Here is a 19,474-nt window from a genome sequence, read left to right on the forward strand (position 1 = left end):
CGCTCGCGTCAGAGGTCGACGGCGGGGATCTCGACCGAGTCGCGGTCGAGGAAGGCCCGCTCGTCCGGCCGGTGACGCAGGACCTGCTCGACGTAGGACCGCACGGCCTCGGCCATCGGCACGTCCCGGGCCTGCTGCTGGGAGACGAACCAGCGGTGCTCGAGGACCTCGTGGAAGATCTCGGCCGGCTCCAGCTTGCGGCGCATCTCCCGCGGCACCGCGGTCACGGTGGGGGTGAAGACCTCGTCGAGCCAGTCGTGGGCCACGATCGTGAGGTCGTCGTTCTGCCGGTCGGTCTCCGCCCGGTAGCTCTCGAGGTCGTTGAGCATGCGGCGCGCCTGGTTCTCCTGCACGTCCAGCCCCGTCAGCCGCATGATCTGCCGGTGGTAGTGCCCGGCGTCGACCACCTTCGGCTGGATGGAGACGGTCGTGCCGTCCACGTCCGTGGTCATGGTCAGCTCGCCCACGTCGAACCCGAGGTCGTTGAGGCGGTTGATCCGCTCGGTCACCCGCCAGCGCTCGGCGGAGCCGAAGGACTCCTCGCGGGTGAGCTCCGCCCACAGCGACTCGTAGCGCTCGACGATCTGGTTCCCCACCTCGATGACGTCGACGTCCTCGTCCAGCACCTCACCGGCCTGCAGGTCCATCAGCTCGCCGATGATGTTGGTCCGCGCGAGGTCCAGGTCGTAGCCCCGCTGCCCGGGCGTCAGCGCGGGGTGGATCTCGCCGGTCTCGGCATCGACGAGGTAGGCGGCGAAGGCGCCGGCGTCCCGGCGGAAGAGCGTGTTCGACAGCGAGACGTCGCCCCAGTAGAAGCCCAGCAGGTGCAGGCGCACGAGCAGCACGCTGAGGGCGTCGATGAGCCGGCTGGCGGTCTCCGGGCGCATGTACTGGCTGAACAGGGCCCGGTAGGGCAGGGAGTACTGGAGGTGCTCGGTCACCAGCACCGAGTTCAGCTCCTCCCCGTCCGGGGCGGTGCGGCCGGTGATCACGGCGAGGGGCTGCACGGCGGGGGCGTCCATGCGGCCGAGGGCACGCAGCTGCTCGTACTCGTGGTACGCCACGGACTCGCCGATCTCCTTGACGGCGAGGATCCGTCCGGACAGGCGGACGAAGCGCACGACGTGCCGCGAAATGCCCCGGGGGAGGGCGGCGAGGACGTCCTCGGGCCACTCCTCCAGCGGGATCTCCCACGGGAGGTCGAGCAACGCAGGGTCCACCCGTGCGGCGGTGATCTGCAGCTGCTGTGCCATGGGGCCATTCTTCCCGGTCGGGGCGCCGCGGCGGACCGGGCGCGGCCATGACCGTCGTGTGAGGTTCGTCCGGATCGGGGCGGCTCACCGCAATCTACGCCAGGAACGCCCGAAGGGGTGGACCCGTGGGTCCACCCCTTCGAGGTAGCCGGTCGACGGAGGGTGCGCCGTCGACCGGCCGTCGTCACTGCGGCAGGCGGCGGCCCGTGGCGGAGGAGAACACGTGCTGCTCGCCCTCGCGGATGCGCACGTGGATCTTGTCGCCCTTCATCGGCACGTCGCGCGGGTCGATGCGCACGATGATCTGGTCCGAGTCCTCGCCGGAACCGAGGTGCTCGTTCATCTCGCGGTCGCCGGCGAGCTCGCCGTAGACGAACGCGTCCGAGCCGAGCTCCTCGACCAGGTTGACGGTCACCGGGATGGTGCCCTCGCCCTGCGGTGCCCGGTCCAGCGACTCCGGCCGGAAGCCGAGGATCACCTTGCCGTTGTCCGCCTCCGTCAGCGCGTCCAGCGTGGTCCGGGTCAGCGGCACGTGCGCCGAGCCCAGCACCGCCTGGCCGTCCCGAACCTGGAAGTCGCCCAGGTTCATGGCCGGGGAGCCGATGAAGCCTGCGACGAACACGTTGGCCGGGGTGTCGTACATCTCCCGCGGGGTGCCCACCTGCTGGAGGACGCCGTCCTTGAGGACCGCGATGCGGTCGCCCATGGTCAGGGCCTCCGTCTGGTCGTGGGTGACGTAGACGGTGGTGACGCCCAGGCGCCGCTGGAGGGAGGCGATCTGGGTGCGGGTCTGCACGCGGAGCTTGGCGTCGAGGTTCGACAGCGGCTCGTCCATGAGGAAGACGCGCGGCTGGCGGACGATCGCGCGGCCCATCGCCACGCGCTGGCGCTGACCGCCCGAGAGGGCCTTCGGCTTGCGCTGGAGGTACTCGGTCAGGTCGAGGATCTTCGCGGCCTCCTTGACCCGCTGCTCGATCTCGGCCTTCGGGGTGCCGGCGATCTTCAGCGCGAAGCCCATGTTGTCGGCGACGGACATGTGCGGGTAGAGCGCGTAGTTCTGGAAGACCATGGCGATGTCACGGTCCTTGGGCTGGACGTCGGTGACGTCGCGGTCGCCGATGAAGATGCGGCCGGAGTTGACGTCCTCGAGGCCGGCGAGCATGCGCAGCGAGGTGGACTTGCCGCAGCCGGACGGGCCGACGAGGACGAGGAACTCGCCGTCGGCGACCTCCAGGTCCAGGGAGTCGACGGCCGGACGCTCGGAGCCCGGGTAGAGACGGGTGGCTTTGTCGAAGGTGACGGAGGCCATGGTGATGTACATCCCTTCACCGGCAGGTACGTGCCGGACGATCCGTAGTGAAAGGTGCCGAGAGGTGTCCGCTCTGACACAGCGAACCGCCGCGGACCATCGGTCCGCGACAGCAGCCACCCCAATAGTGGCACACGCGGTGTTACAGGTGTGAGCCCTGGGTCTCTTGACGCAGCTCCAGCAGTCGGACGAGAACGGCGGAGAACTCCTCCGGGTCGGTCACCCGGTAGGCGGCGGCGCTCTCGCCGTCGCCGATCTTGATCGAGACGTCGCCCTCGCCGAGGACGGCGAACGCGTCCTCGTCCGTGGTGTCGTCGCCGGCGTAGAGCACCGCGTCGACGCCGAGGGCCCCGCGCAGCTGGTGGAGCGCGTCGCCCTTGGTCACCTCGAGCACGGCCATCTCGACGACCTCCTTGCCGACCACCACGTGGACGCCCGCACGGGCCGCCGGGCCGTCCAGCACGCGGCGGGTCAGGCGCTCACCCGCCTCGCGCTCCGCCGGCCGGGTGTGGAGGACGACGGCGGCGGGCTTGGCCTGCACCCAGGCGCCCTCCACCTCGGCGGCCAGGGCCTCCGTCTCGCGCAGGAGCTCGGCGCGCAGCCGCGTCTGCTCCTCGGTGAGGCCGACGGGCTCCGCCTCGAGGGCCGTGGCGCCGTCGGGTGAGTCGACGACCCGGCCCCACTGGGCCCCGTGGGAGCCGATGACCCGGCTGCCGGCGGGCAGACCGGCGAGGTCCACCAGGTCACCCGCCTCACGCCCCGAGACCAGGACGACGTCGACCCCGGGCAGGTCCGCGAGCCCGGCGACCGCCTGGGCCGAGACGGGGAGCATCCGGGACGTCCTCGGGTCCACCACGATCGGGGCCAGGACCCCGTCGAAGTCGAGGCCGACGAGGATCTTCTCCCGCGCGGCGAACTCCCGCAGGGCGAGGTCGAGGGACTCCTCGAGGTGGGCGGTGAACAGCGGCGCCTCGACGCCGGGGCCGGGCACCCCGGCGTCGTGCGTGGACGTGGGCGTCTCGCCCGGCCGCGGGGCGGCCGGCCGGTCGGTGGGGTGGGTGGTCACCGGACCTCCTGCGGGCTGGGGACGGACGTGGGGCTGGGCTCGGAGGCGGGACTGCCGACGGACATGGGGCTGGGGACCGACATGGCGAGGTAGCCGAGGAAGTCGTCCGCCCAGCGCTGCACGTCGTGCTCGAGGACCCGACGGCGCAGGCTCCGCATCCGCCGTCGGCCCTCCTTCGGGTCCATGCCGATGGCCCGCATGATCGTGGCCTTGGTGCCGTCGATGTCGTGCGGGTTGATCTGCAGGGCCTGGGTGAGCTCGTCCGCGGCCCCGGTGAACTCCGAGAGCACCAGCGCACCGCCGAGGTCGGAGCGGGCGGCCACGTACTCCTTGGCCACGAGGTTCATGCCGTCGCGCAGGGAGGTCACGAGCATGACGTCGGCCGCCCGGTACAGCGCCGCCATCTCCTCCATCGGGTAGGAGTGGTGCAGGTAGTGCACGGCCGCGCGCCCGAGGGTGCCGAAGTCGCCGTTGATGCGCCCGACCGTCACCTCGACCTCGTCGCGCAGCTGTCGGTACTGCTCCACGCGCTCCCGGGACGGGCTGGCCACCTGGATCATCGACGCCTCGGGGACGCGCAGCTGGCCGTCCTCCAGGAGCTCGCCGAAGGCCTTGAGCCGGTGGCGGATGCCCTTGGTGTAGTCCAGGCGGTCGACGCCCAGGAGCAGCACCTCCGGGCTGCCCAGCTCCTTGCGGATCTCCTTGGCGCGGGCGAGCACCTCCGGGGTGCGGGCGAGGCTGTCGAAGGACGCGGCGTCGATCGAGATGGGGAACGCCTGGGCCCGCACCGCGCGGTCCGGGCGGGACCAGCGGCCGGGGATCGTCACCTGCGGGCCCTGGACCTTCAGGTCCGTCAGCCGGCGCACCGCGCGCAGGAAGTTCGCGGCGTCGCCCGGGCGCTGGAAGCCGACGAGGTCGGCGCCGAGCAGACCCTCGACCACCTGGCGGCGCCAGGGCAGCTGGCCGAAGATCTCCACCGGCGGGAACGGGATGTGGTTGAAGAAGCCGATCTTCACGTCCGGGCGCAGCAGCCGCAGCACCGCCGGGACCAGCTGGAGCTGGTAGTCGTGCACCCACACCGTCCCGCCCGGGGCGGCGGCCTCCGCGGCGGCCGCGGCGAAGCGGCGGTTGACCGAGACGTAGGCGTTCCACCATGTGCGGTGGAACTCCGGGGCGACGATGACGTCGTGGTAGAGCGGCCACAGCGCGCCGTTGGAGAAGCCCTCGTAGTAGCTGGCGATCTCCTCCTCGCTCAGCGCCACCGGCCACAGCCGCATGCCCTCGCCGTCGAAGGGCTCGTGGGAGAAGTCCGGCTGCCCCGACCACCCCACCCAGGCGCCGTCGTTCTTCTGCATGATCGGCGCGAGCGCCGTGACCAGCCCGCCGGGGGAGCGCTGCCAGCTCAGCGACCCGTCGTGGGCGACGCTGACGTCGACAGGAAGGCGGTTGGCGACGACGACGAACTCGTGTTCTCCGGCAGGCACAGCAGGTCAGCTCCTTCAGGGGTGTCTGCCTGCCACCGTACTGGTGGGACGGTGCTCCCGCCCGGTGGGTCGCCGGTTGCCACGGTGCGGGCAGGGCACCGCCCGCCCGGTGCGGGCCGCCCGGTAGGTAGCGTGGAGCCCATGACGGAGCAGGGGCCCGACGGGCGCGAGGTGGGCGGCTACCGCCTGCTCCGCCGGCTGGGTTCGGGCGGCATGGGGTCGGTCCACGAGGCCGTCGACGCCGACGGCCGCCACGTGGCGCTCAAGCTGCTCCACCCCCACATCGGGACGGACCCCCAGGCACGGCGGCGGCTGGCGCGGGAGGTCTCGCTGCTCCACCGCGTGCGCGACGCGGGCGTGGCCCGCGTGCTGGACGCCGAGGTGGAGGACGCCGAGGCCTTCGTGGTCACCGAGCTGATCGACGGGCCCACGCTCGAGGAGGACGTCGCCGCCGACGGTCCGTTCGCCCCCGAGGAGCTGTCCAACCTCGCCCACGGCCTCGCCGAGGCGCTGCGGGCGATCCACGCCGTCGGGGTGGTGCACCGCGACCTCAAGCCCGGCAACGTGATGATGTCCGAGCACGGTCCGGTCGTCATCGACTTCGGCATCGCGCAGGTGGTCGACGACGCCCGGCTCACCCAGACCGGCATGGTCACCGGCACCCCCGGCTACCTCGACCCCGAGGTCATCGCGGGCGCCGAGCCAGGCCCGGCGTGCGACTGGTGGGGCTGGGCGGCCGTCCTGGTCTTCGCCGCGACGGCGCGCCCGCCGTTCGGCCATGGTCCCACCGGCGTCGTGCTGGCGCGGGTCGCGACCGGCCAGGTCGACACGGACGGACTGCCCGAGGCGACGGCGCGGGCCCTCCGTGCCGCCCTCGACCCCGACCCGGCCCGCCGCCTCGACCCCGACGGCGTGCTCGCCGTCCTCGACGGCACCTGGGGCGACGACCGGCTCACCCAGGTCATCGGGACGGCGGCGCTCGGGGCGGGGACGGTCGGGACGGGCGCGCTGGGGACGGCGGCGCTCGGGACGGGGGCCGCCGGGCCGGCCGCGGCGACCAGCCCGATCGCGGCGACCAGCCCGGCCGCGGCGACCGGCCCGTTCGCGGACGGCACCCGCGCGATCGGGCAGGAGGCGGCCACGTCGGCCGGCACCACGACCCGCGCGCTGCCCGCCGGGCCGTCGACGCGCGTGATGCCCGCAGAGCCCCGGGTGTTCCCGCCCCGCGAGGCGACCGGCGCGGCCGGTGGCCCGCCGCCACCGTCGTACCCGGTGACCCGAGCCACCGCGTGGGCGCCCGTCGAGGAGCCGCTCACCCGCGCGCTGCCACCTGTGGAGGAGCCGCCCACCCGGGCGCAGCGGCCCGTGGCCGGACCGCGGGACGACGGCCGCCACGCCCTCGAACGCCCGTACCCCGACGCCTACGCCTCGCCCGGGCCGCCGGGCGGATGCCCGGTGGAGCACGGCCGGCCCGGCCCGTACGACGCGGACCCCTCGCGGCCTCCGGCCTGGGCCGTACCGCCGCGCCGCCGCACGCTCACCGTGGCCGCCGTCTGGCTGGGCGTCAGCGCCGCGGCGGCCTCGCTCCCCGGGATCTTCGCGGTCGTGTCGGCCGCGCTGCTCGTGCTGACCGCGACCACCGGGTGGGCCGGGCGCTCCCGGCGCTCCGCCCGGCTGCGCCGCGGCGCCCGGTCCGGCGACGACGCCCGCATGCTCGCCGGCCTGCCGTGGCACCTCGTGCGCGGCGTCCTCGCCGTGCTGCCCGGCGCGGTGCTCGGGGCGCTCCTCGGCGGTTCCACGTGGTGGACGGTCGAGCGTCTGCCCCTCACGCTCGGGCCGGGCGTCCAGGAGCCGGTCGCGCTCCTGGCGGGCGCCCTGGTCGCCCTGCTGGTGGCCTGGCTGACCCCGACGAGCCGCCCCGCCCGGGACGGCGCACGCGCGATGATCGACGTCCTCACCCCGACGAGAGGGTTCCGCGCGCTGCTGGTCGTGCTGGTCCTGGGCGTCGCCGCGGTCGTCGCCGTGCAGGTGGCGCTCGGTGCTGCGCCCGCCCCGGACTGGTCGCCCCTGCCCGTGCCCCCGCTCTGACGGGCCGGACAATTCGCCCACCGCCGGGTCGTAACCGCCCGGCCGGGCCTCGACCCGGCGGTTAGGCTGGTGCGGTGATCATGCGGCGCGCCTGGCGGCGGACGGGCCTGGCCCTCTCCGCCGTCCTCGTCGCGCCGCTCGTGGTCGCCGTGATGACCGGAGCGGCGGTGGTCAGCGCGTGCGTGCCCGCCTCGGGGGCGTGGTCCGAGGTCGCCCTGCGCCTGGCCCTCCTCCGTCCCGACGCCGCCTGCCCGGAGGGGACCCTGGCGCCCGGCGCCGAGCCCGGCCAGGCGCTGACCGTCGTCGTCGCGGTGGCCCTGCCCTCCCTGCTCGCGCACCTCGCGCTCATCTCCGGGGCGGCGGGCCTCGTCGGCTCGGCGCGCCGCGTGACGGCCGCCCGGATCCGACGGTTCGTCGCCGTCGTCGCGCCCGGCGCCCCGCCGGTGCTCCGCGACGACCGTGCCGCACCGCTGCTGCCGGCGCCGCACCCGCGGCCGGTGCGCACCGTCGTCGCCCGGCGTCCGTGGCGTCGGGGGCCTCCGGCGGCCCAGGCGGCCGGCGCCTAGCCGCCGGGTCCCGCCGCCGGGCGTCCGCGCGGACGCCGCCCCCGATCCGCGACCCGACAGGAAGATCCGATGTCCTCCAGCCCGTCCTCCCAACCGACCAAGGCCCAGCGGCGCGACGCCGCACGCGAGCAGGCGCGCCAGCTGCGCGAGGCCCAGGCCAGGCGCGAGAAGCGCAACCGCAACCTCATCATCGGCGGCGTCGTCGCCCTCATCGTGGTCGTCGCCGTCGTGCTCTACCTGATCATCAGCCAGGGCAACAAGTCCGTCATCGCCGCCGTCGCGGACGTCCCCGAGAACACCTCGGTCGAGGACGGCGGCATCTCGCTCGGCGCGGACCTCGTGGCCGGCACGACGAACGACAACGCCCCCGTGCTCGACGTCTACCTCGACTTCACCTGCCCCCACTGCGCGACGTTCGAGGAGGTCAACGCCGAGGACATCGACGCGCTGGTCTCCGCCGGCGAGGCCACGGTGGTCTACCACCCGGTGGCGATCCTCGACCGCAGCGGCAACTACACCGGGTTCTCCGGCCGTGCCGTCCAGGCCGCCGGGGTCGTCGCCGACCAGGCGCCCGAGGCGTACAACTCCTTCCAGGCCGCGATGTTCGACCTGTTCGCCGAGACCACCGACGCCGAGCCGACCGACGAGCAGATCGCCGAGGCCGCTGCGGAGGCCGGCGTGCCGCAGGACGTCGCGGACACGCTGGCCTCGGGCGAGCGCCCGTTCGCCGAGTGGGTCGAGGCGACGACCCAGGAGTTCAGTCGCGACGGCTTCACGGGCACGCCGACCGTGCTGATCGACGGCGAGGAGTTCCAGGGCTGGACCGAGCCGGGTGCGCTGGTCGAGGCGCTCCAGGACTCCTGACGACGCCGGGCCGGCCGCCCGCCGCGGCCGGCCCGCGACACGGCCGGGTTCGGGGCAGCCACGCCGGTCGTGGCAGACTCTTCCCCGGTCCACGCCGCCTTAGCTCAGCTGGTAGAGCACCCGCCTTGTAAGCGGACGGTCGTCGGTTCGATTCCGACAGGCGGCTCTCAGGCGCCGGCGGCGATCTCCGCCAGGCGCTCGCGGTCGAGGACGGCCGTCCAGCGGCGGCCGGACTCGACCACGCCGTCCCGGCGCAGCCGGCTCATCACCCGGGAGACCGACTCGGTGGTGGACCCGGTCATGCCCGCCAGGTCGGCGCGGCTGAGCGGGACCTGCAGCAGGGTGCCGCCGCCGGCCCGGTCCTGCCCGAGCTTGTCCGCCAGGCGCAGCAGCGTCGCCGCCACCCGTTGCACGACGGTGCCGGTGGAGATGCGCCCGACGTCGGAACGGGCGCGGACGAGCCGGCCCGCGACGTCGTCGAGGACGCGCAGGGCCACCTGCGGGTGCTCGGTCAGCACGCCGCGAAATGCCTCCGGGTCCATCCGTAGCGCGCACGTCGTCGTCATCGCCTCGGCGCTCTCCGGGTACTCCGCCCGGCCGAGCGTGCTCAGCGCGCCCAGGAGGTCGCCGGGCGTGAGGACGTCGGTGAGCACCTCCTGCCCGGTGGGCGTGGGCTGGGTGATCCGCACGCGGCCCGCCGCGACGACGTAGAGGTGGTCCGCCGGCGCGCCCGCCTCGTAGAGCCGGTCACCCTCCGCCCAGGACAGCGAGACCGTGCGCCGGTCGATGTCGGCCAGCTCGTCCTCGTCCAGCCCGGCGAAGTAAGGCACCTGGCTCAGCACCTTCATGCGGACCGGGCGAGGGCAGGCGTGGGGCTGCGCGCAGGTGCTGCGCAGCGGGACGTGGCGCCGGGCCGCTCCGGTCATACGATGAAGCCGTCGTCCTGCCCCGAGTCGCCGTGGACGAAGTCCTCCTCCTTCTCCGGCCCCGCGCCCACCAGCTCGGCGTCCGGGCCGGAGCGGTCCTCGTCGGTGCGCGGCGCGTTGGCGGGCCGGCCGCCTGCGAGGACGTCGCGGGAGCGGTACCGGTCGACGTCCTGGTCGGGGCGCACCAGGCCGCGGTGGACGAGGGCCTCGGTGACCAGGTCAGGTCGCCGGACGGGCTCGCGGGGGGTCATGGTCACCAGCTCCTCGGTCCGTGGTGGGACGGTGTCGGGGCGCCCGGGGTAGGGGCCCCTCCTGAGTGGAATGTTACGTGAGCGACCAGTCCACCGGGTCGGCGCCCAGCTCGGCGAGCAGGGCGTTGGCGCGGGAGAAGGGCCGCGAGCCGAAGAATCCCCGTGAGGCGGACAGCGGGCTCGGGTGGGCGGAGGCGATCACCGGCGTCGTGCCGAGAAGCGGCCGCAGGGTGCCGGCGTCGCGGCCCCAGAGGATGGCGACCAGGGGCGTTCCCCGGGTCACCAGGGTGCGGATGGCGTGCTCGGTGACCTGCTCCCAGCCCTTGCCGCGGTGCGACGCCGGGGCGCCCGGACGCACCGTGAGCACCCGGTTGAGCAGCATGACGCCGTGGCGCGACCAGGGCGTGAGGTCGCCGTCGGAGGGGACGGGCAGGCCCAGGTCGTCGTGCAGCTCGCGGTAGATGTTCTGGAGCGACCGGGGCACGGGGCGCACGTCGGGCTGGACGGAGAACGACAGTCCCATCGGGTGCCCAGGGGTGGGGTAGGGGTCCTGCCCGACGACGAGCACCCGCACCTGGTCCAGGGGGTAGGTGAAGGCCCGCAGCACGTCCGTCCCGGCCGGCAGGTAGCCGTGCCCCGCCGCGATCTCGGACCGCAGGAACGTGCCCATCGCGCGGATCTGCGGCTCGACGGGGGCGAGCGCCTCGGCCCAGCCCGGGTCGACGAGCTCGGCCAGCGGGTCGGCCAGCGAGTCGGCCTGATGAGAACTGGGTGCCACGCCGCGAGGGTAGCTGCCCGGCGTGGCGCCACGCCCGAAGAATGACACGGGTGTCGTTCGCACCTAGCATGGGTGCGGCCCGTCGACCCGGAGGGCACGCCGAGAACCTGGAGGAGCACATGGCCGCCGCAGCGCACGCGAAGGTCGACGCCGCCGCCGGGCTGACCGAGACCGAGACCGCGATCCTGGCGTTCGAGCGGCAGTGGTGGAAGTACGCCGGGGCCAAGGAGACGGCGATCCGTGAGCTGTTCGACATGAGCGCCACGCGCTACTACCAGGTGCTCAACCAGCTCCTCGACTCGGAGGCCGCCCTGGCTGCGGACCCCATGCTGGTCAAGCGGCTGCGGCGCATGCGCTCCTCCCGTCAGCGGGAGCGCTCCTCGCGCCGACTCGGCTCCTCCCTGTAGGGACCCCTGACGCGTCGGCCCGGCCGGAACGGATAGCCTCTGCCCGTGAGCACGCCACACGAGGACTACCCCGAGGACGAGTTCGACGTCGCCGGCCGGGACCGCACCCCCCAGGGTGTGCACCGCGGTCCGCGGCCCCTCCTGCGCACGCTGCTGCCGATACTGGCCGTCATCGTCCTCGCCCCGCTGCTGGCCTGGGGCGCGATCAGCCTTCTGGGCGGTTCCGGCGAGCCGGGGCCCTCCGCCGCCACGACCGCCGCGCAGGACACCGCCGCGCCGACCGCGGGGGCCACCGACGGGACGACGGGCGAGGCTCCCGCCGAGGGGACGACCGAGGGCGCGGAGCCCACCTCGGAGGCGCCCACCGAGGAGGCGCCCACCGAGGAGGAGACGACCGAGGAGCCGGCCGGCCAGGTGGAGTACGGCACCGCCATCGCCGTGCTCAACGGCGCGGGCGTCAACGGGCTGGCCGGCGAGGTGGTCGGCACCCTGGCCTCCGAGGGCTTCACCGGCGGTGTGGCGGACGACTACACGTCCGGCGCCCCGGCGACGACGACGCTCTACTACAACAACCCCGAGCTCCAGGCCACCGCCGAGGAGGTCGCCCGCGTCCTCGGCATCGGCAACGTCGTGGAGAGCTCGAGCGCCACGCAGGCCATCGCCATCGTCCTCCGCTCCGACTTCCAGGGCTGACATGACCCGCGAGGTGCGGGACGCCGTCGTCGTCGGCTCTGGCCCCAACGGCCTGGCCGCGGCGGTCACGCTCGCGCGGGCCGGCCTGGACGTGCTGCTCCTCGAGGCCCAGCCGACCCTGGGCGGCGGCGCGCGCACCCTCGACCTCGGGCTCGCGCCCGGCCTCGTGCACGACGTCTGCTCCGCCATCCACCCCCTCGCCATCGCCAGCCCCTTCCTGCGCGAGTTCGACCTGCGGGCCCGCGGCGTCCGCGTCGTCGTCCCGGAGCTCTCCTACGCCCAGCCCCTGGAGGGCCGCGAGGCCGGGCTCGCCTTCCACGACCTCGACCGCACGGCCGACGGGCTCGGGGCGGACGGGCCGGCGTGGCGCCGGCTCATGGCGCCGCTCGTCGACGGCGCCCGGGCGGTCACCGCGCTCGGCGTCGGCGACCACCGCAGCCTGCCGCCGGAGGTGCTCACCCCGCGCGGCCTGCGCGGGGCCGTGGCCTTCGGCACCGCCCTGCTCGAGCAGGGCAGCGGGCTGTGGGACCTGCGCTTCTCCGGCGACGTCGCACCCGCCCTGCTCACCGGCGTCGCCGCCCACACGATCAGCGCCCTCCCCTCGCTCGCGGGCGCCGGCACCGCGCTGCTGCTCGGGTCGATGGCCCACGCGGACGGCTGGGTCATGCCGGCCGGCGGCAGCCAGGCCATCACCGACGCCCTCGTCGACGACCTGATCGCGCACGGGGGCGAGGTCCGCACCGGCACGCCGGTGACCGGCTGGCGCGAGCTGCCCCGGGCCCGCGCCTACCTGTTCGACACCACGCCCCGCACCATGGTCCAGGTGTGGGGCGAGCGGATGGCGCCGTCGGTCCGTTCCGCGCTCGCCCGGTTCCGCTACGGCAACGCCGCCGCCAAGGTCGACTTCGTGCTGTCGGGCCCGGTCCCGTGGGCGGACCCGCGCGTGGGCGGGGCCAGCACGGTCCACGTGGCGGGCACCCGGCCGCAGATGGTGGCCGCGGAGGCCGCCGTGCACGCCGGCCGGCACGCCGAGCGCCCGGTGGTGCTCGTCTCGGACCCCACCGTGGCCGACCCCGCCCGCGAGGTCGGCGGGCTGCGGCCGCTGTGGACCTACACCCACGTCCCGGCGGGCTCGGACCGCGACGTCACCGAGGACGTCACCGCCCAGATCGAGCGGTTCGCGCCCGGCTTCCGGGACGTCGTCGTCACCTCGCGGTGCGTCCCGGCCGCCGAGATGGCGGCGCACAACGCCAACTACGTCGGGGGCGACATCGCCGCCGGGGCGATCTCGATGTACCGGATGGTCGCCCGCCCGCGCACCGCCTGGCACGCCTACGACGCGGGCGTGCCCGGGGTGTACCTGTGCTCGTCCTCCACCCCGCCGGGACCGGGGGTGCACGGCATGGCCGGCTGGCACGCCGCCCGCCGCGCGCTGCGCGCCCGGTTCGGGATCCGGCGGGCGCCGGCCCTGGGGCCGGCGGCGTAGCGCTGCTGCCTGTCGCGTGAGGCCCGCTCACGTGAGGACCACCTTCTGAGCTCAGGACGGCTGTCCGGGCCCGGGCGAGGGGCCTCACCGCGAAAGAGGGTCCTCACGCAGGCGGACGACCTCGAGCTGGGGCCGCTTGGGCCGGCGCGCGTCCCCCGAGGACCGGCGCCGCAGCCGCCGCCCCACCCACGGGCCGGCGTAGCTGCGCGCCCAGGCCAGGTCGCCCCGCAGCCGCTCCGCCCGGGCCGCGGGCGGCAGCGGCTCGAGCGGGTCGTCCCAGCGCTCCGTCTCCGCCCCCAGGCCCAGCGCCACCAGGGCGCCCTGCGCGACGCGCTCGTGGCCCTCGGTGCTCAGGTGGATGCGGTCCTGCGCCCACATCCGCCAGTCGCGCAGCGAGCGCATGCCCCACACGTCGAGCACGTGGCCGCCGTGGCGCCGGGCGATGGTCCACACGTGGGCGTTGAACACCGCCACCCGCGGCCGGGTGGCCCGGATGACGGGGGAGTCGCGGGCGTCCATCCCGGTGGCGAGCAGCACGTCTGCGCCGGTCGCGCGCACCCGCACCACCGCCGCCTCGAGCCGCGCGGCGAGGGCGTCCGGGTCGGCGCCGGGGCGCAGGAGGTCGTTGCCCCCGCCGACGAGGGAGACGAGGTCGGGCCGGAGCTGGAGGGCGGCCGGCAGCTGCTCGGCGACGATCTCCCCGAGCAGCCGCCCGCGCACCGCGAGGTTGGCGTACTCGAGCGGACCGTCGTGGCGCTCCGCGAGGCGCTGCGCCAGCAGGTCCGCCCATCCGCGCGGGACGTCCGGCGCGGCCGGGTCGAGGTCCCACAGGCCCTCGGTCATCGAGTCGCCGAGGGCGACGTAGCGCGCCCACCGCGCGGCGGGTCCGGTTCCGGTGCTCACCGCACGGGATTCTGCTCCGTCCGGCCGGCATCCCCAACCGGACGGGGCTCACAGCGCGCCGGACTCCTCCAGCGCTGCGACGGCGAGGATCACGTTCGCGCCCGACCAGGTCAGCGGCGCGACCGCCGCCGGGGCGCCGTTGGCCAGCACCTTCTCCGGGATCGCGCCCGAGGCGGTGCGGTGCTCCATCACCCAGTCCAGCCAGGCCGTGGCCCGGCGCGGGTGCCCGTTCTCCGCGGCCGCGAGCGCGTACAGGGTGGTCTCGGGCGTCCACGTGATGCCGTCGCGCTTCCACCCCGCGCCCGGCGCGACGCCGCCCGCCGGGCGCGCCATCTCCTCCGCGGAGAGCAGCCACGCCTCCACCGCCCCCGGCGGCGCCTCGGCCGTGAAGGGCGGCAGGAGCATCGCCGTCGCCGCGTCCCGCCCGTCCGCGCCGAGCAGGGAGGTCACCGGCCCGCCGTCGGCGTAGCGCTCGTACCCGCCCGGGCCGAAGGTGGTGACGACGGCGGAGCGGACCTGCGCGGCCCGCCCGCCCACCTCGGCGGCCCGGTCGCCCAGGCCCTGGTCGGCGTAGAGGCGGGCGGCGTGCTCGAGCCCGGCGAGCATCGGCGCGACCGTGCCCAGCGTCAGGTCGGTCTCGCGGACCTCCCAGTAGTCCGCCGACGGCGGCGGCAGGTGCGGCTCCTCGGCGGTGAGCTCGAGGACGTGGTCGACGGTGGTGTCCACGAGCGGACGGAGCCGGGCGAAGGCGGCCGCGCGCTCGCCGTCGTCCTCGATCTGGGCCAGGACGGTGGCGGCGGACCACAGCACCCAGCCGTTCCCGTCGAGCTGGATGCCCCGCGCGTCCGGCACGCCGGAGCCGTCCGGGACGTACCGGGCCTGGAACCCGCCGTGCTCGCTCTGCACGTCGGCGACGAAGCCGAGCACCGCCACCGCGTCCTCGACGTGACCCGTCCGGGCGAGCGCCGCGGCCACGAAGGAGGCGTCGCGCGGCCAGACGTAGCGCCAGCGGTCCGACCACCCGGCCACGACGGCGCCGGGGGCGGCCTCGAGCCCGGCCCCGCCGTCGTCGAAGGCGGCGCCGGTGAGGGTCCGGATGTCCAGCAGCGCGTCGGTGACGACCTCCTCGTAGGGGGTGCCCGCGCCGGGGACGGTGCCCTCGGCGAGCCAGGCGCGCTGCGCGGCGGCGAGCGCCTCCGCCTCGACGTCACCGGCGTGCTCGGCGAGCACGCGGGAGCCGGGCAGGTACTCCGCGGGCTCGTGGGCGGGGACGTCGGCGACCGTGCCGTCCGGCTGGAGGTGGACGCCGTCGAGGTAGAGGGCGACGAACTCCTCCGTGGACTCGTGGGCCTTCAGGTGCACCGACCACGCCGCGGTGCCCGCCCACAGGGCCGCGGCGAGGGACCAGGCCAGGACGCGGCGGCCGCGCCGCCGCCGGGCGGGCGGGGGTGCGCCGTCCGCGGTGCGCGCCGCGGCGCGCTCGGGCAGGACGGCGGTGGTCACGGCAGCAGGGTACGGCAGCCGGTCCCGGGCCGGTCCCGACGGGGGCACGCCGCCTACGGCGCGGTCATGATCGGCTCGCCGTCGGCGCCGAGGACGAACCACACCTCGTTGACGTTCTGGCCGGTGGTGTCGCCCGGGGCGGTGTCGTTCTGCCAGTAGTACAGCGGCCAGTCGTTGTAGGTGGCCTGGACCGTGCCGTCGCTGCGCTCGATGGAGCCGAGGAGCGCCTCGTCGATGCCCTCGCCCGCGGTCGGCTCCCCCTCGAGCGGCGGCCAGGCCACGAGGCAGTCACCCTCGCAGGTCGAGGTGCCGGGGGAGTCGTTGGCGAACATGTACAGGGTCATCCCCTCGCCGTCGACGACGATCTCGCCCAGGTCGGTGTCCGCAAGGCCCAGCGTGGTGGCCTCGGCCGCGCTACCGTCGGTCGCGTCGGCGGTGCCGGTGGAGGGCGCCGTCGGTGTCTCCGCGCCGGGGGCCATGGTCTCGGCCCCGTCGCCACCCGTCGCGGTCCCGCCGTCGTCCGAGCAGGCGGCCAGCGCACCGCCGAGCAGGACGGCAGCCGTCACGACCCGCAGGCCCGCTCGTGCACTCATGATTCCTCCGGAGGTCTCGATGCCGTGGTCCCGGCGGCCGGACGGTCCGCCGAAGGTGGTACGTCCGGCGCGGCCGCAGGGATGGCGGCGGCGCCCGGCAATCCCGGCCGCGCCCCCGGACGTAGCACGTGGTGTGCAGCTCTTCCCGCGGACCGACCGCGCGGCCGACGCGGCGCTGGTGGACGGCCTCGCGCTGGACGACCCGGAGGCGGCCGCGGCGTTCGTGCGCCGGTTCCAGGGGGCCGTCTTCGGGCTGGCGGTCTCGATCACGCGGGACCGGGCGCTCGCCGAGGACGTCAGCCAGGAGGTGTTCGTGCGGGCGTGGCGGGCGGCGGCCAGCTACGACGTGCGGCGCGCCTCGGTGCTGACCTGGCTGCTGACGATCACGCGGAACGCCGCGATCGACGCCGTCCGCGCCCGGCGCGCCGCCCCCACCGACGCCGCCGTGCTCGAGCAGCTCGTCGACGCGACCATGCGCCCGCCGGACCCGCAGGAGCAGGCGCTGCGCGGCGTCGACGGCGAACGCGCGGCGCGCCGGCTCCTGGAGCTGCCGCCGGAGCAGGCCCGGGCGGTGGTGCTCGCCGTCGTCGGGGGCCTGACCGCCAAGGAGGTAAGCGAGCACGAGGGCATCCCGCTGGGCACCGCCAAGACGAGGATCCGCACGGGCCTTATGCGCGTGCGGCAGGCGATGGAGGACGAGCGTGACTGAGCAGCACCCGGCTCGCGCCGGCGAGCACCCGGGGCAGGACGTGCTCGTGGACCTCGCGCTGGGCGAGGTCGTCGAGCCGGGCCGCAGCGCGCTCGCCCGCCACCTCGCCGCCTGCGAGTCCTGCCGGGAGGGGTACGCGACGCTCGCCGCCGGCCTCGAGCACGTGCTCGCCGCCGCGCCCACCGTGGCGCCGCCGCCCGGCTTCGAGTCCCGGGCGCTCGCCGCCATGGTGCCCGCACGCCGCGCCGCCGCCCCGGGCACGACGGTCCGTGCCCGCCCGGGCGCGGCCCACCGCCGGCGCACCGCGCTGGTGGCCGCGGCGGCCGCCGTCGCCGGGCTCGCCGTCGGCGCCGGGGGCGCCCTCCTCGTCACGCGGGACGGGGCAGAACCCGGCCCCTCGCCGACCGTCGCCGAGCCGCGCGGCGCCGCCGAGCTGGTGAAGGCGGACGGGGCCGTGGTCGGGAGCGTCACGGCGAGCCGGTACGCGGGGGACGCGGTCCTGGTCGTCGCCGTCGCCTCGGCGCCGACGGGCGTGCGGTACGCGTGCCGGGGGGTGCTGCCCGACGGCACCGAGGTGGAGCTGGGTACCTGGACCATCGGGCCCGAGCGCTCGGCCACCTGGGTCGTGACCGACCCCGGCGCCACCGGTGTGCGGCTGGTCACCGACTCCGGCCGCGTCTGGGCCGACGCGCAGCTGTGACGCGAGGCCAGTTCTCCCAGGGCGGACAGCGTCTTGCACTCGACGGGTGAGAGTGCCAATATCGAGTTAGCACTCTCGTCGTGAGAGTGACAACGCAACCGGCTGGCCGGTGAGGCCTGGGCCGCGGCGGGACGTGACCGCCGTCGGACCTGGTCGTCCGTCGCGGGCACCCGTCAGCCAGACCACCACCTAGTGGAGGAACCAGCATGGCCAAGACCATCGCCTTCAACGAGGAGGCCCGTCGCGGCATGGAGCGAGGACTCAACATCCTCGCCGACACCGTCAAGGTCACCCTCGGCCCCAAGGGCCGCAACGTCGTCCTGGAGAAGAAGTGGGGCGCCCCCACGATCACCAACGACGGCGTGTCCATCGCCAAGGAGATCGAGCTCGAGGAGCCGTACGAGAAGATCGGCGCCGAGCTCGTCAAGGAGGTCGCCAAGAAGACGGACGACGTCGCGGGTGACGGCACCACCACCGCCACCGTGCTGGCCCAGGCGCTCGTGCGCGAGGGTCTGCGCAACGTCGCCGCCGGCGCCAACCCGATCGCCCTGAAGAAGGGCATCGACAAGGCCGTCGAGGCCGTCATCGCGAAGCTCTTCGAGCAGGCCCGCGACATCGAGACCAAGGAGCAGATCGCCGCCACCGCAGCGATCTCCGCCGGCGACCCGGCCATCGGCGAGCTCATCGCCGAGGCCCTGGACAAGGTCGGCAAGGAGGGCGTGGTCACGGTCGAGGAGTCCAACACCTTCGGCCTCGAGCTCGAGCTGACCGAGGGCATGCGCTTCGACAAGGGCTACCTCTCGCCGTACTTCGTCACCGACGCCGAGCGCCAGGAGGTCGTCCTCGAGGACGCCTACGTCCTGCTCGTGGAGTCCAAGATCTCCAACGTCAAGGACCTGCTGCCGCTGCTGGAGAAGGTCATCCAGTCCGGCAAGCCGCTGGCGATCATCGCCGAGGACGTCGAGGGCGAGGCCCTGGCCACGCTCGTCGTCAACAAGATCCGTGGCACGTTCAAGTCGGCCGCCGTCAAGGCGCCCGGCTTCGGCGACCGCCGCAAGGCGATGCTGCAGGACATGGCCATCCTCACCGGTGGTCAGGTCATCTCCGAGACCGTCGGCCTCAAGCTCGAGAACGCCGACCTCGACCTGCTCGGCCGCGCCCGCAAGGTCGTCATGACCAAGGACGAGACCACCATCGTCGAGGGCGCCGGCGAGGCGTCCGCGATCGAGGGTCGCGTCGTGCAGATCCGCGGCGAGATCGAAAACTCCGACAGCGACTACGACCGCGAGAAGCTGCAGGAGCGCCTGGCCAAGCTGGCCGGCGGCGTCGCCGTCATCAAGGCCGGTGCCGCCACCGAGGTCGAGCTCAAGGAGCGCAAGCACCGCATCGAGGACGCGGTGCGCAACGCCAAGGCCGCCGTCGAGGAGGGCATCGTCGCCGGTGGTGGCGTCGCTCTCATCCAGGCCGCCAAGGACGCGTTCGTGGGCCTCGAGCTCGAGGGCGACGAGGCGACCGGTGCGAACATCGTGAAGGTCGCGGTGGACGCCCCGCTCAAGCAGATCGCGATCAACGCGGGCCTCGAGGGCGGTGTCGTCGCGGAGAAGGTGCGCGGCCTCCCCGCCGGCCAGGGCCTCAACGCCGCGACCGGTGTCTACGAGGACCTCCTCGCCGCCGGCGTGAACGACCCGGTCAAGGTGACCCGCTCTGCCCTGCAGAACGCGGCCTCCATCGCCGGCCTGTTCCTCACCACCGAGGCCGTCGTGGCCGACAAGCCGGAGAAGGCCCCCGCGGGCGCCGGCGGCGGTGAGCCGGACATGGGCGGCATGGGCTTCTGATCCCGCCCCGGTGACCGGCGCGCGACGCCGGCACCAGCACCGTCGGAGGGCGGCACCCCA

Annotated in this window: 19 protein-coding genes and 1 tRNA gene; 10 read left to right on the forward strand and 10 right to left on the reverse strand. The window is 74.8% G+C overall.

What is annotated here, in order from left to right:
* Positions 1–8: 8 nt before the first annotated feature.
* The 4 genes from KZX45_RS18120 to KZX45_RS18135 all read right to left on the reverse strand — a co-directional run bounded on the left by KZX45_RS18120 (position 9) and on the right by KZX45_RS18135 (position 5,112).
* Entirely contained in the window at positions 9–1,253 is a 1,245-nt protein-coding gene (locus KZX45_RS18120; RefSeq protein ID WP_248259164.1) for a DUF4032 domain-containing protein, read from the reverse strand.
* Between the two features lie 184 nt (positions 1,254–1,437).
* A complete protein-coding gene (locus tag KZX45_RS18125) occupies positions 1,438–2,562 on the reverse strand; it encodes an ABC transporter ATP-binding protein (protein ID WP_248259200.1) in 1,125 nt (374 codons plus the stop codon).
* Positions 2,563–2,704: 142 nt separating this feature from the next.
* Complete coding sequence (otsB, locus tag KZX45_RS18130; RefSeq protein WP_248259165.1) at positions 2,705–3,628, reverse strand: trehalose-phosphatase; 924 nt, start codon at positions 3,626–3,628, stop codon at positions 2,705–2,707.
* Positions 3,625–5,112 (reverse strand): trehalose-6-phosphate synthase, encoded by a 1,488-nt coding sequence (locus tag KZX45_RS18135; protein WP_248259166.1) that lies wholly within the window; start codon positions 5,110–5,112, stop codon positions 3,625–3,627. Before KZX45_RS18135 ends, otsB begins: the two co-directional genes overlap by 4 nt.
* Before the next feature lie 141 nt (positions 5,113–5,253).
* Between KZX45_RS18135 and KZX45_RS18140 the strand changes: the two genes are divergently transcribed.
* The 4 genes from KZX45_RS18140 (at position 5,254) to KZX45_RS18155 (ending at position 8,796) form a co-directional block, all read left to right on the forward strand.
* Complete coding sequence (locus KZX45_RS18140) at positions 5,254–7,200, forward strand: serine/threonine-protein kinase (protein WP_248259167.1); 1,947 nt, start codon at positions 5,254–5,256, stop codon at positions 7,198–7,200.
* Between the two features lie 74 nt (positions 7,201–7,274).
* Positions 7,275–7,766 carry a hypothetical protein gene (locus KZX45_RS18145; RefSeq protein ID WP_248259168.1) on the forward strand — a complete coding sequence of 164 codons (492 nt, stop codon included), beginning with the start codon at positions 7,275–7,277 and terminating at the stop codon, positions 7,764–7,766.
* Between the two features lie 69 nt (positions 7,767–7,835).
* Complete coding sequence (locus tag KZX45_RS18150) at positions 7,836–8,630, forward strand: thioredoxin domain-containing protein (protein ID WP_248259169.1); 795 nt, start codon at positions 7,836–7,838, stop codon at positions 8,628–8,630.
* A 93-nt stretch (positions 8,631–8,723) separates the two neighbouring features.
* Positions 8,724–8,796, forward strand: a tRNA-Thr gene (locus KZX45_RS18155).
* A gap of 1 nt (position 8,797) precedes the next feature.
* On the opposite strand, the gene KZX45_RS18160 is transcribed toward KZX45_RS18155, so the two are convergent.
* The 3 genes from KZX45_RS18160 to KZX45_RS18170 all read right to left on the reverse strand — a co-directional run bounded on the left by KZX45_RS18160 (position 8,798) and on the right by KZX45_RS18170 (position 10,585).
* Entirely contained in the window at positions 8,798–9,556 is a 759-nt protein-coding gene (locus tag KZX45_RS18160; protein ID WP_248259170.1) for a Crp/Fnr family transcriptional regulator, read from the reverse strand.
* On the reverse strand, positions 9,553–9,813 hold the full coding sequence (locus KZX45_RS18165) for a hypothetical protein (protein ID WP_248259171.1): 261 nt from the start codon (positions 9,811–9,813) through the stop codon (positions 9,553–9,555). Before KZX45_RS18165 ends, KZX45_RS18160 begins: the two co-directional genes overlap by 4 nt.
* Before the next feature lie 67 nt (positions 9,814–9,880).
* Positions 9,881–10,585 (reverse strand): uracil-DNA glycosylase, encoded by a 705-nt coding sequence (locus KZX45_RS18170; RefSeq protein ID WP_248259172.1) that lies wholly within the window; start codon positions 10,583–10,585, stop codon positions 9,881–9,883.
* Between the two features lie 119 nt (positions 10,586–10,704).
* On the opposite strand from KZX45_RS18170, the gene KZX45_RS18175 reads away from it, so the two are divergent.
* The 3 genes from KZX45_RS18175 to KZX45_RS18185 are packed head-to-tail and all read left to right on the forward strand — an operon-like array spanning position 10,705 to position 13,171.
* Positions 10,705–10,992 carry a DUF3263 domain-containing protein gene (locus tag KZX45_RS18175; protein WP_248259201.1) on the forward strand — a complete coding sequence of 96 codons (288 nt, stop codon included), beginning with the start codon at positions 10,705–10,707 and terminating at the stop codon, positions 10,990–10,992.
* 45 nt (positions 10,993–11,037) lie between these two features.
* Positions 11,038–11,685, forward strand: coding sequence for a LytR C-terminal domain-containing protein (locus tag KZX45_RS18180; RefSeq protein WP_248259173.1), 648 nt, complete (start codon positions 11,038–11,040; stop codon positions 11,683–11,685).
* A gap of 1 nt (position 11,686) precedes the next feature.
* A complete protein-coding gene (locus tag KZX45_RS18185) occupies positions 11,687–13,171 on the forward strand; it encodes an NAD(P)/FAD-dependent oxidoreductase (RefSeq protein WP_248259174.1) in 1,485 nt (494 codons plus the stop codon).
* A gap of 84 nt (positions 13,172–13,255) precedes the next feature.
* On the opposite strand, the gene KZX45_RS18190 is transcribed toward KZX45_RS18185, so the two are convergent.
* From KZX45_RS18190 to KZX45_RS18200, 3 genes are read right to left on the reverse strand one after another with little or no spacing between them, the layout of a single operon-like run.
* A complete protein-coding gene (locus KZX45_RS18190; protein ID WP_308221770.1) occupies positions 13,256–14,074 on the reverse strand; it encodes an SGNH/GDSL hydrolase family protein in 819 nt (272 codons plus the stop codon).
* A gap of 48 nt (positions 14,075–14,122) precedes the next feature.
* Positions 14,123–15,577 (reverse strand): glycoside hydrolase family 15 protein, encoded by a 1,455-nt coding sequence (locus KZX45_RS18195; protein ID WP_248259175.1) that lies wholly within the window; start codon positions 15,575–15,577, stop codon positions 14,123–14,125.
* Positions 15,578–15,630: 53 nt separating this feature from the next.
* A complete protein-coding gene (locus KZX45_RS18200) occupies positions 15,631–16,170 on the reverse strand; it encodes a hypothetical protein (protein WP_248259176.1) in 540 nt (179 codons plus the stop codon).
* 133 nt (positions 16,171–16,303) lie between these two features.
* On the opposite strand from KZX45_RS18200, the gene KZX45_RS18205 reads away from it, so the two are divergent.
* From KZX45_RS18205 to groL, 3 genes are all read left to right on the forward strand, one after another.
* On the forward strand, positions 16,304–16,879 hold the full coding sequence (locus tag KZX45_RS18205) for a sigma-70 family RNA polymerase sigma factor (protein ID WP_248259177.1): 576 nt from the start codon (positions 16,304–16,306) through the stop codon (positions 16,877–16,879).
* Positions 16,872–17,579: a hypothetical protein gene (locus tag KZX45_RS18210; protein WP_248259178.1), complete on the forward strand. Its 708-nt coding sequence runs from the start codon at positions 16,872–16,874 to the stop codon at positions 17,577–17,579. Before KZX45_RS18205 ends, KZX45_RS18210 begins: the two co-directional genes overlap by 8 nt.
* 206 nt (positions 17,580–17,785) lie before the next feature.
* The gene (gene groL, locus KZX45_RS18215) at positions 17,786–19,414 is read left to right on the forward strand and encodes a chaperonin GroEL (RefSeq protein WP_248259179.1); all 1,629 of its coding nucleotides are present in this window, start codon (positions 17,786–17,788) and stop codon (positions 19,412–19,414) included.
* Positions 19,415–19,474: the final 60 nt, after the last annotated feature.

The organism is Georgenia sp. EYE_87 (assembly GCF_023148685.1).
In the GTDB taxonomy this organism is placed as follows: Bacteria; Actinomycetota; Actinomycetes; order Actinomycetales; family Actinomycetaceae; genus Georgenia.

Bases quoted from the DNA above. Each gene is read 5' to 3' on its own strand.
- KZX45_RS18125 (WP_248259200.1), bottom strand. From the start codon at position 2,562: ATGGCCTCCGTCACCTTCGACAAAGCCACCCGTCTCTACCCGGGCTCC.
- KZX45_RS18150 (WP_248259169.1), top strand. From the start codon at position 7,836: ATGTCCTCCAGCCCGTCCTCCCAACCGACCAAGGCCCAGCGGCGCGAC.
- KZX45_RS18120 (WP_248259164.1), bottom strand. From the start codon at position 1,253: ATGGCACAGCAGCTGCAGATCACCGCCGCACGGGTGGACCCTGCGTTG.
- KZX45_RS18160 (WP_248259170.1), bottom strand. From the start codon at position 9,556: ATGACCGGAGCGGCCCGGCGCCACGTCCCGCTGCGCAGCACCTGCGCG.
- KZX45_RS18185 (WP_248259174.1), top strand. From the start codon at position 11,687: ATGACCCGCGAGGTGCGGGACGCCGTCGTCGTCGGCTCTGGCCCCAAC.
- KZX45_RS18140 (WP_248259167.1), top strand. From the start codon at position 5,254: ATGACGGAGCAGGGGCCCGACGGGCGCGAGGTGGGCGGCTACCGCCTG.
- KZX45_RS18200 (WP_248259176.1), bottom strand. From the start codon at position 16,170: ATGAGTGCACGAGCGGGCCTGCGGGTCGTGACGGCTGCCGTCCTGCTC.
- groL (WP_248259179.1), top strand. From the start codon at position 17,786: ATGGCCAAGACCATCGCCTTCAACGAGGAGGCCCGTCGCGGCATGGAG.
- KZX45_RS18175 (WP_248259201.1), top strand. From the start codon at position 10,705: ATGGCCGCCGCAGCGCACGCGAAGGTCGACGCCGCCGCCGGGCTGACC.